This is a genomic window from Steroidobacter cummioxidans (genome assembly GCF_003104955.1).
The window spans coordinates 1-13,359 of record NZ_LSRW01000047.1; the positions used below are offsets into that span (position 1 = coordinate 1).

General features: G+C 62.7%; 13 protein-coding genes. 7 read left to right on the forward strand and 6 right to left on the reverse strand.

Features of this window, described 5'->3' with window-relative positions:
- On the reverse strand, positions 1-1,529 hold a 1,529-nt coding region (locus tag D0550_RS21665; RefSeq protein ID WP_116811279.1), incomplete at its 3' end, for a PAS domain S-box protein.
- Positions 1,530-1,602: 73 nt separating this feature from the next.
- Entirely contained in the window at positions 1,603-2,031 is a 429-nt protein-coding gene (locus D0550_RS21670; RefSeq protein WP_116811280.1) for a cupredoxin domain-containing protein, read from the reverse strand.
- Between the two features lie 35 nt (positions 2,032-2,066).
- Here D0550_RS21670 and D0550_RS21675 point away from each other — a divergent pair, with 35 nt between their 5' ends.
- Complete coding sequence (locus D0550_RS21675; protein ID WP_206606456.1) at positions 2,067-2,435, forward strand: LysR family transcriptional regulator; 369 nt, start codon at positions 2,067-2,069, stop codon at positions 2,433-2,435.
- Positions 2,436-2,599: 164 nt separating this feature from the next.
- On the opposite strand, the gene D0550_RS21680 is transcribed toward D0550_RS21675, so the two are convergent.
- A complete protein-coding gene (locus D0550_RS21680; RefSeq protein ID WP_116811281.1) occupies positions 2,600-3,034 on the reverse strand; it encodes a Dabb family protein in 435 nt (144 codons plus the stop codon).
- Between the two features lie 97 nt (positions 3,035-3,131).
- Between D0550_RS21680 and D0550_RS21685 the strand changes: the two genes are divergently transcribed.
- From D0550_RS21685 to glcF, 3 genes are read left to right on the forward strand one after another with little or no spacing between them, the layout of a single operon-like run.
- Entirely contained in the window at positions 3,132-4,634 is a 1,503-nt protein-coding gene (locus D0550_RS21685; protein WP_116811282.1) for an FAD-linked oxidase C-terminal domain-containing protein, read from the forward strand.
- Complete coding sequence (gene glcE / locus D0550_RS21690; RefSeq protein ID WP_116811283.1) at positions 4,634-5,710, forward strand: glycolate oxidase subunit GlcE; 1,077 nt, start codon at positions 4,634-4,636, stop codon at positions 5,708-5,710. Before D0550_RS21685 ends, glcE begins: the two co-directional genes overlap by 1 nt.
- Before the next feature lie 14 nt (positions 5,711-5,724).
- The gene (glcF, locus tag D0550_RS21695) at positions 5,725-6,942 is read left to right on the forward strand and encodes a glycolate oxidase subunit GlcF (RefSeq protein WP_116811284.1); all 1,218 of its coding nucleotides are present in this window, start codon (positions 5,725-5,727) and stop codon (positions 6,940-6,942) included.
- A 4-nt stretch (positions 6,943-6,946) separates the two neighbouring features.
- On the opposite strand, the gene D0550_RS21700 is transcribed toward glcF, so the two are convergent.
- A complete protein-coding gene (locus D0550_RS21700) occupies positions 6,947-9,109 on the reverse strand; it encodes a malate synthase G (RefSeq protein WP_116811306.1) in 2,163 nt (720 codons plus the stop codon).
- Positions 9,110-9,202: 93 nt separating this feature from the next.
- Here D0550_RS21700 and D0550_RS21705 point away from each other — a divergent pair, with 93 nt between their 5' ends.
- Together D0550_RS21705 and fdxA are read left to right on the forward strand one after the other, a co-directional pair.
- Entirely contained in the window at positions 9,203-9,826 is a 624-nt protein-coding gene (locus D0550_RS21705; RefSeq protein WP_241520873.1) for an NUDIX hydrolase, read from the forward strand.
- Positions 9,827-9,952: 126 nt separating this feature from the next.
- Positions 9,953-10,276 (forward strand): ferredoxin FdxA, encoded by a 324-nt coding sequence (gene fdxA, locus D0550_RS21710; RefSeq protein ID WP_116811286.1) that lies wholly within the window; start codon positions 9,953-9,955, stop codon positions 10,274-10,276.
- A gap of 102 nt (positions 10,277-10,378) precedes the next feature.
- On the opposite strand, the gene D0550_RS21715 is transcribed toward fdxA, so the two are convergent.
- Both D0550_RS21715 and xerD read right to left on the reverse strand, forming a co-directional pair.
- Positions 10,379-11,140, reverse strand: a complete 762-nt coding sequence (locus D0550_RS21715) for a DsbC family protein (protein ID WP_116811287.1) — start codon at positions 11,138-11,140, stop codon at positions 10,379-10,381.
- A 242-nt stretch (positions 11,141-11,382) separates the two neighbouring features.
- Entirely contained in the window at positions 11,383-12,282 is a 900-nt protein-coding gene (gene xerD / locus D0550_RS21720) for a site-specific tyrosine recombinase XerD (protein ID WP_116811288.1), read from the reverse strand.
- Between the two features lie 254 nt (positions 12,283-12,536).
- On the opposite strand from xerD, the gene D0550_RS21725 reads away from it, so the two are divergent.
- Positions 12,537-13,334, forward strand: coding sequence for a lysophospholipid acyltransferase family protein (locus D0550_RS21725; RefSeq protein ID WP_116811289.1), 798 nt, complete (start codon positions 12,537-12,539; stop codon positions 13,332-13,334).
- Positions 13,335-13,359 lie beyond the last annotated feature (25 nt).

The window sequence follows — 13,359 nt, forward strand, 5'->3', positions numbered from 1 at the left end:
GCAGCGTCAGATGTGTATAAGAGACAGGTATCGCTCACGCTGATGACCGCATGCGGGCCAGCCTGCAATTCGCCCAGGCGCAGAGCCTCATCCTCGCTGATCGTTACGAGATCGGTCGAGATGGTCAATGTTCCCGTGCCGGACATGGCGTCGCGAGCGTTCACCGCCAGATTCAACAGCGCGCTTTCCATCTGATTGGGATCGACGCTGACCTGTCCGACGCCGGCGCTGAGCCGAGATTGCACGGTGATGCCTTCAGGCAGCGTGCGACGGATCAGTTCGAGCAGCGTCGTCACGAGCTGATTGACGCCGGTGGGTTTCGGATTGAGCGGCTGGCGGCGCGCGAATGCCAGCAGCTGATGAGTCAGCGCGGCGGCACGCTCGGCACCGCGCGTCGCGTGCTGGATCGCACGGTGCAATTTCTCATCATTCGCCGGCGCCCGCCGCAGCACCGTGTCCAGATTTCCCAGGATCACCGTGAGCAGATTGTTGAAATCGTGCGCGACGCCGCCGGTGAGCTGGCCGATCGCTTCCATTTTCTGCGCCTGGTTGAGCTGCTCCTGAATCAGCCGCCGCTCGGTCATGTCGCGCGTGATCTTGGCGTAGCCGGCGACCCGACGATCGGGCCCGTAGATCGGATCGATCAGCACGCTGGCCCAGAAGCGCGAGCCATCCTTGCGCATGCGCCAGCCCTCGCCCTCGAACTTGCCCTGGGTCGCAACCAGACTCAGCGAGCGATCCGGCAGTCCGCGGGCACGATCCTCGACCGTATAGAACTGCGAAAAATGGCGGCCGATGATTTCATCGGCGCTGTAGCCTTTGATGCGCTCGGCCCCCGGATTCCACGAAGAAACAAAGCCGTTCGGATCGAGCATGTAGATCGCGCAGTCCGTGACGCCTGCGACCAGCTGCGCGAACTGCCGCTCGGTACGCGTGAGGTCCTCGGTACGCGAACGTACTTCCGATTTCAGCCTGTCGTTCAGGTCGTGCAACTCACGACTGACGCGAGCCCGCTCGATCGCTTCCCAAGAGCGGCTCGCGACCAGTTGCAGCAACTCCACCTCTTCCTGCCGCCAGCGACGCGGCTCATTGTGGTGAACCGACATGACCGCGCACAGCTGGCCAGCCTTGATCAGCGGGATGCAGATTCCGGAGCGAATCTGTGCCTGACGATAGCTGTCCAGAGCGCTCCGGGTACGCGGATCGCTCTCGGTGTCCTCGACGATGAATGCCTCTCCTGCCTCAATGAGTTGCAGGAATTCCGCGCCGAACTCGTCCAGCCGATAGCGGCCGTCCAGTTGCGCCACGCCCTCGCTGTGATCAGAGGTCACGCTGAATGAGTCTTGATCGCGCCTGACATCGGCGTAGGCGCAGCGGCTCACCCTCATGTGCTGACTGACGAAGCGGGCTGCGACCACCCTGATTTCGGCAGCATCCACCAGCGGGCGAATAGCCAAGTCGAGGCCAAGCAGGAACTCGTAGGGAGCTGTCCGGGGGGGCAATTCTGTCATTGCCGCCTGATATGCCATTTACATACCCACCACGCAAGTACAAACGACACAGTCGCGAGACGGTCGGTAAGTTCCCCGCAGCGGCCTTTTTTCAGAAGGTGTAACGGGCGACGATCTGCAGCAAGCGCTCGGTCGCACTGGCGGGCAGCTGTCGAAGAACTGCGCACCCCGCACAGTTTCGGTTTTCCCGCGGTCGTAGCGGGCCGTGTATCGGTGCGGCCAACGATGTTTCCACGCCGATGGTGTGAAACTCTTCGCCCATCCAGCTGTTGATGGCCGAGGCGCTGATGCTGTAGATGCCCGGGCGGTCGAGGCTCACCGGCTGGCCGTGATACAGCGCCAACTCGAAACGTTTGGACGGCGCGAACGAATACACCTGGTGCGCCACCGAGTCGTTGTTGACGAACAGCAGCGGCGTGCCGGTGCGAACCGCGAGCACACCTTGCGCGGGAGGTGCCGAATCGGCACCATGCTGCCCGACGGATACGCAGCTGCCGGCAACGCTCCGCGAACAATCCATGGAGGTTTCTGGAAGCCCTAGGGGCGAGGTGATCCGTGCAAACTGTTTCCAGCGATGCTCCTGCCATTACTCACGTTACCGACTCGTCCAACGACGCCACTGCCCAGTTGTTGTCGCGACGAGCCCTGCCACCGTTCGAGACGTTGCGAGCCTTCGATGCCATCGCCCGCCTGGGTGGCGTACGGAAGGCGGCGCAGTATCTATGCCGTGACCACGCGGTCGTTAGCCGGCATTTGCGTGCCATCGAAGACTGGACTGGCACGAAATTGATTCAACGGACGCCAGCCGGCAGCGTGCTGACCGAAGACGGCATCCGCTATCACCGCGACATTGCCAGCGCGCTGGAGCTCATCGCCCGCGCCACAGTCGACTTGATCAAGCGCGGCAGCCAATCGCAATCCTGAGTCGCCGCAACCACTGCTTGGCCCACGACTTCTGCCATCAGCTCGTGCCGATTGATCACGCAGCTCATGATTCGCGCCGATAGACGATCGGCTCGATCACCCGCTGCGTGGAGCAAACAAATCGGCGATCGGGTGTGAAGTTCGGCTCCTGGACGTCGCGTCGATCAGGGCGCGGGCTTCACGTCATAAACGACCACGCGCTCGAACAGGTGCTCGCAGTCGGCGACGAATTTTTTGTGGATGGGATGCACCTGATAGGCGTTCTGGCCGGCGACATCGTCGAAGCACAAAATCTCGGACGCGCTGTAGCTCGCATCGACCACGCTGCGCCGTTCGGTTTCCGCGGGCACACCGATGTGAATGGCTTTGACACTCTCGATTGCACCCAAGGTCCTGAGTCCCGCAAGCAGCTGGGCCAGGTCTTCCTTGGACTTGGGGTTCTTCAGACAGAAGAACACATGGTGCACGATCGGCGGAATCGCGGCCTTGGTCGCCGCGCCTGCGCCTGAAGATGGGGCGGCCTCAGCTTGAGCGGCTACGCCGGCGCCAGCCAGCGCCACGGCAGCAGTGATCACTTCTCGTCGGCTATGGGTCGTCATGCGGGGTTCCTTTTGCCTGAGTTAATCCTGAGCGAGTATAAGCCGACGCGGGCGGTGAACCGGTCAGTCATTTATCATTCGCAGTATGGACAGCACTATGCATGCTCCCTTGCCGCCGACAGAGCGCTCGCTGCCTGTGGATGCGGTCCGGCAGCGCAGCCTGGTCAGCGCGCTGCGTGCCTTCCTGCCCGAAGACGCCGTCCTGTTTCGTGAGGAAGAGACCCGACCTTACGAGTGCGACGGGCTCACGCTGTACCGCCAGTTGCCCATGGTGGTGGCTCTGCCGGAAACAGAGGACCAGGTCCGGCGCATCTTGCAGCTTTGTCACGAGCGCGAGGTACCTGTCATCCCGCGTGGCGCAGGCACCGGCCTGTCTGGCAGCGCGCTGCCCCACCCTGCGGGAGTGCTGCTCTCGCTGGCCAAGCTGAATCGAATTCTCTCGATCGATGCTCACGCGCGAACCGCAACCGTCCAGCCCGGCGTACGCAATCTCGCGATCAGTGAAGCAGCGGCGCGTCATCGTCTGTACTACGCGCCCGATCCGTCGAGTCAGATCGCCTGCACGATCGGCGGTAACGTCGCGGAAAACTCCGGCGGCGTGCATTGTTTGAAGTACGGCCTCACCGTGCACAATGTCCTGCGAGTGCGCGGCCTCACGATCGACGGCGAGCTGGTGGAATTTGGGGGCCTTGCGCCGGACGCACCCGGTCTGGATTTGTTGGCGCTGGTCATTGGTTCGGAAGGCATGCTGGCGGTCGTGACCGAAGTGACCGTGCGCCTCGTGCCCGTCGCGCAGACAGCTCGTTGCATCATGGCCAGTTTCGCGGATGTGGGCGAAGCCGGCGATGCTGTCGCCGCACTGATCGCCGACGGCATCATCCCGGCCGGGTTGGAAATGCTGGATCGAGCAGCGAGCCGGCTGGTCGAGCCGTTTGCGAATGCCGGTTATGATCTCGACGCCGCAGCCGTGTTGTTATGCGAATCCGACGGCACGCCCGAAGAAGTCGCTGAAGAAATCGAACGTATGTCAGCAGTGCTGCTCGCCGCGCGCGCCACTCGGATTCAAGTATCGAATAGTGAAGCCGAGCGCTTGCGCTTCTGGGCCGGACGAAAGAATGCATTTCCCGCCGCCGGACGAGCCTCGCCGGCCTATTACTGCATGGACGGCACGATCCCACGACGTCGGCTCGGCGAAGTGTTGAAAGCGATCCAGGCGCTGGAGCCGAAGTATGGGCTGCGCTGCCCGAATGTATTTCATGCCGGCGATGGCAACCTGCATCCCTTGATCCTGTTCGACGATGCCGATCCGGATTCGGTGGCGCGCGCCGAAGCCTTCGGTGCCGAGATCCTGGAGCTGTGCGTGCAAATGGGCGGCACTGTGACGGGCGAGCATGGCGTCGGCGTCGAGAAGCTGGATCAAATGTGCTCGCAGTTCGATCGGGCCACGCTCGACGCGTTTCTGGCCGTGAAGAGCGCGTTCGATCCTGCCGGCCTGCTGAATCCCGGCAAGGTCGTGCCGACGCTTCACCGTTGCGCCGAATACGGACGCATGCGTGTCCACGGTGGCAAGGTTCGATTCCCCGAATTGCCGCGCTTCTGATGGATCAAGCACTCAGCCAGCTGTGCGAAACCGTGCGCGCCGCTTCGGAGGCACGCACGCCGCTGCTCATTCGCGCCGGCGGCACCAAAGATTTCTATGGCAACGAATCTTCGGGCACCGTGCTCGATCCGCGCAGCGTTGCGGGCATTGTCGATTACGAGCCGACGGAGCTGGTCGTCACTGCGAGAGCGGGCACTTCGCTCACCGAGCTGGAGCAACTGCTGGCTGAGAACGGTCAGATGTTTGCGTTCGAGCCACCGCACTTCGGTGCCCACGCAACCATCGGCGGTTGTATTGCAGCCGGCCTGGCCGGCCCTCGCCGCGTTTCCTTTGGGCCCACTTATGGTGGCGTTCGTGACTTCGTGCTCGGCGCGAAGCTGGTGAACGGCCGCGGCGAACTGCTTTCCTTCGGCGGCACGGTCATGAAGAACGTCGCAGGCTATGATGTCTCACGAGTACTCGCAGGCTCCATGGGCATTCTCGGGGTGATCGCCGAAGTGTCGATCAAAGTGCTGCCGCGCCCGATGTCCCATCACACGCTGCGCTTCGAGATGACCGCAGCCGCTGCCGTCGCGAAACTCAATGAGTGGGCGGGCCGGCCGCTGCCGCTATCGGCGTCGGTGTGGCACGACGGAGCGCTACACCTGCGATTGGCCGGCGCGCCCGCCGCCGTCAGAGCAGCCCGTCATCAGCTTGGCGGCGAAGACATCGACAACCACCAAGCGGACGCGTTCTGGATCAGCATTCGCGAGCAGACGCATCCGTTCTTCGCCGACAACGCGCCGCTGTGGCGGATGTCGGTGCCTTCAACCGCTCCCGCGCTGTCCATCGGCGAGCCGCAGTTGATCGAATGGAACGGCGCGCTACGATGGTTGCGCACCGGTCACGCAGCCGAACAGGTGCGTGAGTGCGCGAAACAAGCCGGCGGTCATGCGACTCTGTTTCGGGGCGGCGATCGCTCGGCGGGTGCATTCACACCGCTGACGGCACCGCTCGCGGCGATTCATCGACGGCTGAAAGCGCAGTTCGATCCGGTCAACCTCTTCAATCGCGGCCGGCTCTATCCCGACCTCTAAGTGTCGCGTCGACCATGAGAACGCAACTCGCCGATTTCATCAAAGACACGCCCGAAGGCAAGGAAGCCGAGGAGATCGTGCGCCGCTGCGTGCATTGTGGCTTTTGCACGGCGACCTGCCCCACGTATCAATTGCTCGGCGATGAACTGGATGGGCCCCGCGGCCGGATCTACTTGATGAAGCAGGTGCTCGAAGGCGTCGAGCCCACTCGCAGCACGCAACTCCATCTGGATCGATGCCTCACCTGCCGCGCGTGTGAGACGACCTGTCCCTCGGGCGTGCAGTACGGCCGGTTGGTGGATATTGGACGCAGCATCGTCGAGAAAAAAGTCGAGCGCCCGTTTGGCGAGCAGGTCGCGCGCTCAGCACTGAAACATGGCCTGACGAGCAAGCTGTTCGGGCCTGCGATGCGCACAGGCCAAGCCGTGCGTGCGCTGCTGCCCGAATCGATTCGCGCAAAGGTGCCGGAACGACGCGATGCCGGCGCATGGCCGCAGCGCTCGCACGCTCGCAAGATGCTTCTGCCGCTCGGCTGTGTTCAGCCGTCAATGTCGCCCGGCATCGATGCCGCCACGGCCCGCGTGCTGGATGCACTCGATATCGAGGTAATCACGCCGACGGCAAGCTGCTGCGGCGCTATCAAACATCACTTGAATGACCACGACGCGGCGCTGATTGAAGTCCGGCACAACGTCGACGCATGGTGGCCTCACGTCGAGGCCGGCGTCGAAGCGATCGTGATGAATGCATCGGGCTGTGGTGCGATGGTCAAAGAGTATGCGCACTTGTTACGGCACGATCCGGCGTACGCGGAAAAAGCCAGGCGCATCGTCGCGCTCACGAAGGATCTGGCTGAGCTGCTGCCGCCACATGCAGCCCGCCTGACCAGCAAGCTTCGCCAGCAACCGACCGAACGCGTCGTGTTTCATCCGCCGTGCACGTTGCAGCACAGCCAGAAGATTCGCGGTGTCGTGGAACAACTGCTCAGCACGTTGGGCGCGGAAGTGTTGCCGCTCGCCGAGAGCCACTTGTGTTGCGGCTCGGCCGGCACCTACTCCGTTTTGCAGCCCGAGCTGAGCAACCAATTGCGAGCACGCAAGCTCGATGCGCTGCAAGCCGAGCAGCCCGATGTGATCCTCTCGGCCAACATCGGCTGCATCACTCATCTTGCGAATGGCGCGCGGGCGCCGGTGCGCCACTGGATCGAGTGGCTCGACGCCCGCCTCGCCTGATCGCTCAGCCCGCCGCTTTCAACTCGCGACGACGCTTGTGCAGGATGTACTCGGTGTAGCCGTTCGGCTGCTCGCGACCGAGGAAGATCAAATCGCTCGCCGCCTGGAACGCAACGCTGCTGCTGAAGTTGCCAGCCATCGGTCGATAGGCCGGGTCGCCCGCATTCTGCGCGTCCACGACCGCCGCCATGCGCTGCAATGTTTCTTTCACCCGCTGCTCCGTGCACACGCCATGGAACAGCCAGTTCGCGACGTGCTGACTCGAGATGCGCAACGTGGCGCGATCTTCCATCAAGCCGACGTCGTGAATGTCCGGCACCTTCGAGCACCCGACGCCCTGATCGATCCAGCGCACCACGTAGCCGAGAATGCCCTGGATGTTGTTGTCGAGCTCGCTCTGGATTTCCTCGGCCGTGAAGCCCGACTCCGCCAGCGGTGCGCGCAGCACATCATCGATGCCGGTGGCTTTTCCTGACTGCAGCTGCCGCTGCAATTCATTCTGAACCGCGCGCACATCGACCTGATGATAGTGAAGTGCGTGCAAAGTGGCCGCCGTCGGCGACGGCACCCACGCCGTGTTCGCACCGGCGCGCGGATGACCGGACTTCGCGGCCAACATGCCGGCCATCTTGTCCGGCATCGCCCACATGCCTTTGCCGATCTGAGCGCGACCGCGCAGACCATCGTTCAAACCGATTTCGACGTTGCGCTTTTCGTAGGCGACCAGCCATGGCTGTGTCTTGATGGCGTCCTTGCGCATCACCGGACCGCCCTGCATGGCGGTGTGAATCTCGTCGCCGGTGCGATCGAGGAAGCCGGTGTTGATGAACACGATGCGATGTTTCACTTTCTCGATGCAGGCGCTCAGATTCAAGCTGGTGCGGCGCTCTTCGTCCATCACGCCGATTTTCACGGTGTGCTGCGGCAAGCCGAGCGCGGCTTCGACCCAACCGAACAAATCGTTGGCCAGCGCCGCTTCGTCCGGACCGTGCATCTTCGGTTTCACGACATACACCGAGCCGGTGCGGCTGTTCCTCTCGCCGCCACGCAAGTCATGCAGAGCGATTGCGACCGTGACCAGCGCATCGAGCACCGTCTCGAAAATTTCCTTGCCTTCGTGGAGGACAGCGTCGGTGCGCATGTGATGACCGACATTGCGCACGAGCATCAGACTGCGACCCGGCAGTGTGAGCTCTTTGTGGCCGGGCGCGGTGTACACGCGGTCCGTGTTGAGCTTTCGGGTCACCGTGCCTTTGCCCTTCGCAAACGTCGCCGCCAGATCGCCCTTCATCAGACCCAGCCAGTTGCTGTAGACCGCGACTTTCTCTTCCGCATCGACGGCAGCCACCGAGTCTTCGCAGTCCTGAATCGTCGTGATCGCAGACTCCAGCACGACATCCGACACGCCGGCCGCATCGGTCGCGCCGATCGGATGTTTGCGATCGATGCAGATCTCCAGATGCAGGCCGTGATGGCGCAGCAGGATGGCCTCTGGTTCGGCAGCGGTGCCGCGCCACCCTTCTAGCGTTGCAGGAACGGCGAGCGTCGCTCGCGATCCGTCCTTGAGTGTCACGACCAGCTTGTCGCTTTCGATCGAGTACTTGGTAGCGTCCGCGTGCTTGCCGTGCGTGAGTGCGGCAACCTCATCCAAAAAGTTGCGCGCATACGCGATGACTTTCGCGCCACGATCGGCGTTGTATGGCGAACCCGCCGCCAATGGCGGCTCCAACGCATCAGTGCCATAGAGCGCGTCGTAGAGACTGCCCCAGCGCGCGTTCGCTGCGTTCAATGCATATCGGGCGTTGCTCAACGGCACGACGAGTTGCGGGCCGGCGATATGAGCGATCTCGCGATCGACCTGGTCGGTGTCGACTTGAAACGCCGCGGGCTCGGCCACGAGATAACCGATGGACTCGAGAAACTGGCGCTGCTGCGCGACGTCGAGCGGTTTGCCGCGCTGCTGTTGCCACCAGCCATCGACTTTCGCTTGCAGATCGTCACGCTTCGCGAGCAGCTGCTCGTTGCGAGGCGAGAATTCCTTCACGATGCGCTCCAGGCTGCCCCAGAACGCCGACTCCTGCACGCCGGTCCCCGCCAAGGCCTGCTGCACGAAATCATGCAGCACGCTCGCGATTTCCAGGCTCCCCACTTTCACTCTAGCGCTCATCTTCGTATCACTCTGAAGCTCCAACTGACCGACGACTATACCGTCAAAGCGCCCCCAGCTCGCCTCTCGACAAGCCGGCGGTGTCGGAGGACCATGCCGGTTCCTCGCATTGAAGCGCGAATTCCAGGCAGTGCAATTCGTTATCTCATGAAGTTCTGCTCCAACTGTGCTCATCCGGTCAATCTCAGTGTCCCGCCTGGCGACCATCTGCCGCGCTTCGTGTGCGCCAACTGCGGCACCATCCACTACGAAAATCCGCGCATCATCGCGGGCTGCGTGATCGAGGCCGAAGGCAAGATTCTGTTGTGCAAACGGGCCATCGAGCCGCGGCACGGGTTCTGGACGATACCGGCGGGCTTCATGGAGAACGGCGAATCGGTGCAGCAGGCAGCGGCGCGCGAGGCAATGGAAGAGGCGCTGGCGCACGTACGGATCGGCACAATGCTGGCCGTCGTCAATGTGCTGAGGGCCCACCAGGTGCACATCATGTTTCGCGCCACGCTGACCAACCCTGCATTCGGCATCGGGCCGGAGAGCCTGGAGTCCCGGCTGTATGCCGAAGAGGACATCCCGTGGCCGGATCTGGCCTTCCTGAGCGGGGAATTCGCCCTGCGGCGCTACCTGGAGGACCGGCGTCTAGGGCGGGAACGGCTGCACTTCCGCGACATCGACTGGCAGGACGGCAAACCGATCCTGACGGATGGCCATTCCCAGTGAGACTGACCCGATAATCAGCTCGCCTCGCATCCCCGCGCCCCCTTTGGCACAATGCGCGGCCTCAAAGCGGTGCAATCCCTTGTCCCCCACGCCGCCTTGCCGAGCGAATTTGCGGAGTTCCAACCGATGACTTTCGTCGTCACTGAAAACTGCATCAAGTGCAAGTACACCGATTGCGTCGAGGTGTGCCCGGTCGACTGTTTCCACGAAGGGCCGAACTTCCTGGTGATCGATCCGGATGAATGTATCGACTGTACGCTGTGCGAGCCGGAGTGCCCGGCCGAGGCGATTTTCTCCGAGGAGGAGCTGCCCGACGGTCAGCAGCACTTCAAGCAATTGAATGCCGAGCTGACCAAATCGTGGCCGGTGATCACCGAGAAGAAGGCGATGCCCGCCGACGCCAAGGAATGGGACGGCAAGCCGGATAAGCTGAAGCTGCTGGAGCGGTAAGCGGCTCGATCGCTGAGAATCCCGGGGCGGTCAATCGAAGCCGCCCGGGTACAGGATGGAGCCCGCCGCCTGAGGCGGCGAGCAGGGATGCCGGATCCCGAGTTATTGAGCAGTGCCGTCCAACCGGCCGATCATTTGATCTGGCGCCAGATAGCCGCCGATGTACTCGCCGCTGTCGGTGAAGATGGCCGGCGTGCCACGCACACCGAGCTGCTCACCCAGCTTGAACTGCTTCGCGATCGGGGTCGTGCACTGCTGCGCCTTGACCGCCTTGCCCGCCTTGGCGTCAGTGATGGCTTTCTTGCGATCCATCGAGCACCACACCGCTTCCATCTTGGCCCAGTCCTCGGTGCCCGGGCCGGCGCGCGGATAGGCCAGGTAGCGAACCTGCACGCCACGATCGTTCAGCTGAGCGATTTCGCTGTGAAGCTTGCGGCAGTAGCCGCATTCAACGTCGGTGAACACGGTGATCGTGTACTTCACCTTCTGCGGCTTGAACACGATCATGTCCTTCTCATCGAGCTTGGACAGCGCCTGCACGCGGCTCTTCTGCCGGCCGGTCTCGGTGACGTTGGTGCGCGAGTCGATCTCGTACATGTCGCCCGCGATCAGGAAGCGGCCGTCGGCGCTGATGTAGGCCACTTCGCCTCCCATCTGGACCTCGTAAATGCCGGCCATGGGCGAGGACCGCACGTCGTCGACCTTCATGTCGGGGAATTTCTTGGCAATGGCCGCGCGGATGGTGGCGTCGGCGGACTTCTGGTCGGCCGCCTTGGCGGGCGCAGCCGTCTGGGCCGTCGCAGAGGTGGCCAACAGCGTCGCCAGCGACAACTGGGCGAACAGACACAACAACAGTTTTTTCATGAGAACTCTCGTGACCTCGCCGATTCGACGCCAACATGGCGCCGCAAGTTCAAGGCAAATTCGGCCTCAGGAGGCGCACGGAGTCTAGCAGTTGCTCCGTGACGGGCGAGAGTACGTTCGTGCAGGGTGAGCGCGGATGGCTTTTCGCGGCGACTTAACGTCGCCGCGAACCGCGCGAACGCCGGTACACGGACGTAACGGCTGGTCGACGGTCCAGGGATGGCTACTTGAGAAGGTGCTTCTCAGCCTCTTGGATGATGAAGGGCATGCAGCTCCTTCATGCGCTCCCGGGCCACGTGCGTATAGATCTGGGTGGTCGACAGGTCGCTATGCCCCAGCAACATCTGCACCACGCGCAGGTCCGCGCCATGGTTCAGCAGGTGTGTCGCAAATGCATGACGCAGTGTATGAGGCGACAACGCCTTCTGCACACCGGCCTTCTGCGCGTAGCGCTTGATGATGTGCCAGAACGCCTGGCGCGTCATGCGATCGCCCCGGCGCGTCGGGAACAGGTAGTCGGTCTGGCGCTCCAGCAGGATTTCCAGCCGCGGGCCATTCATGAACTTCTGCAGCCAGGACACGGCCTCTTCGCCCAGCGGAATCAGCCGCTCGCGATCGCCCTTGCCGACGATGCGCAACACGCCCTGGTTCATGTTCACCTGACTGGATTTCAGGTTCACGAGCTCCGAGACACGCAGTCCCGTGGCGTACAGCACCTCGAGCATGCAGCGGTCGCGATGACCCAGCGGGTCCTCGATCACCGGCGCCTTCAGCAGCGCCTCGACCTCTTCCTCGGTCAGCGACTTGGGCAGCGAACGGCCGATCTTCGGCATCGCGATCTGCGCGGTCGGATCCTCCTTGATGGCCCCGTCGCGAATCAGGTAACGGTAGAATCGTCGAAAGCTGGAAAGCTGGCGGGCAGTCGAACGCGGCCGCGCGCCAGCTTCGACTCGGTAGGCGATGAACGCCAGCAGGTCGGCTCGCTTGGCCGCGACACTCGAGGTCCCTCGGGACTGCAGCCAGCGGTCGAGCGCAGTCAGGTCGGCGCGATATGCGGACAGTGTGTTGGGCGACAAACCGCGCTCCATCCACACTGCGTCGAGAAAGCGGTCAATGGCCGCCAACGACGGCGTCTCCGGCATATCCTCGCCTGACCTCGAGTAAACTGATGCTTTGGTTACGCTGCTCATCGCCTTTAGGTTTACGTCGCGATCGCTCACGACAGACCGGTAAATCGATGGCGGCGAGTATGGAGACCGGGTCTGGCGCTGGGCGTGATTACAATCACAGAACCCCGGCGGGGTTTACATAAAAGAGACTTAGTTCACAGAAATCGACCATAGACGAATTGCATGCCAGCGCTACCTAAAATTCCTCGTGACTTCTGTGTCGAGTTATGACCGACGGCTGGCTGCGCGCTCCCGGGACGCTAGTCCGGACAGTGCTCGAAATCATCTACGGATGCTATGTGCTGGCGGTGTTCCTGGTGTTCGGCCTGAGCGCCTTCGTGGCAGTGCTACTGCCATTCGGGATCCACGCGCGTCGGCATATTGCCCACTTCGCCGGCAGGGCCTTTTTCGCCGTCGCCGGCTTGCGCATCCGGGTGGTGGACGAGCATCTGTTGCCCGCCGGCCCGTGCGTGGTGGTCGCCAATCACGCCAGCTATCTGGATGGCATCGTGCTCAAGGCCGCCCTGCCCGCGCGCTTCTCGTTCGTCATCAAGAAAGAGTTTAGCCGTGTACCGCTCGCCGGTCTGCTGCTCAAGCGCATCGGCTCGGAATTCGTCGACCGCTTCAACCGCCACGCCGGCGGCATGGATGCGAGACGTCTGTTGAAAGCCGCCGACGCCGGTCAGGCGCTCGCCTTCTTTCCCGAAGGCACGTTCCTGGCACAGCCGGGGCTCGGCAAATTTCACAGTGGCGCTTTTACCATCGCAGCTCGTGTCGACTTGCCCGTCGTACCGCTCGCTCTCAAAGGCACGCGCCACGTGCTGCCGTCCGGCCGGTTCCTGCCGCGCCTCGGGCGGATCGACATTCACGTGCTGCCCTCGATCGGTCCGATGCGAGACATGAAGCATACGGATGCTGTCGTCCATACACGCGATCTCGCACACGCACGCATTCTCGCGGAGTTGGGTGAGCCCGATCTGTCGTCGAATGACGGCATCGCCGCGCTCCAGTCCAAACGATCGTAAGTCACACAAGCGCGCCTATAATCAC

Excerpts from the sequence above, each read along its gene's own strand:
- D0550_RS21705 (WP_241520873.1), top strand. The coding sequence starts at position 9,203 with ATGCCGGTTCCTCGCATTGAAGCGCGAATTCCAGGCAGTGCAATTCGT.
- D0550_RS21700 (WP_116811306.1), bottom strand. The coding sequence starts at position 9,109 with ATGAGCGCTAGAGTGAAAGTGGGGAGCCTGGAAATCGCGAGCGTGCTG.
- glcE (WP_116811283.1), top strand. The coding sequence starts at position 4,634 with ATGGATCAAGCACTCAGCCAGCTGTGCGAAACCGTGCGCGCCGCTTCG.
- D0550_RS21680 (WP_116811281.1), bottom strand. The coding sequence starts at position 3,034 with ATGACGACCCATAGCCGACGAGAAGTGATCACTGCTGCCGTGGCGCTG.
- xerD (WP_116811288.1), bottom strand. The coding sequence starts at position 12,282 with ATGCCGGAGACGCCGTCGTTGGCGGCCATTGACCGCTTTCTCGACGCA.
- D0550_RS21725 (WP_116811289.1), top strand. The coding sequence starts at position 12,537 with ATGACCGACGGCTGGCTGCGCGCTCCCGGGACGCTAGTCCGGACAGTG.
- D0550_RS21670 (WP_116811280.1), bottom strand. The coding sequence starts at position 2,031 with ATGGATTGTTCGCGGAGCGTTGCCGGCAGCTGCGTATCCGTCGGGCAG.
- glcF (WP_116811284.1), top strand. The coding sequence starts at position 5,725 with ATGAGAACGCAACTCGCCGATTTCATCAAAGACACGCCCGAAGGCAAG.
- D0550_RS21685 (WP_116811282.1), top strand. The coding sequence starts at position 3,132 with ATGCATGCTCCCTTGCCGCCGACAGAGCGCTCGCTGCCTGTGGATGCG.
- fdxA (WP_116811286.1), top strand. The coding sequence starts at position 9,953 with ATGACTTTCGTCGTCACTGAAAACTGCATCAAGTGCAAGTACACCGAT.
- D0550_RS21715 (WP_116811287.1), bottom strand. The coding sequence starts at position 11,140 with ATGAAAAAACTGTTGTTGTGTCTGTTCGCCCAGTTGTCGCTGGCGACG.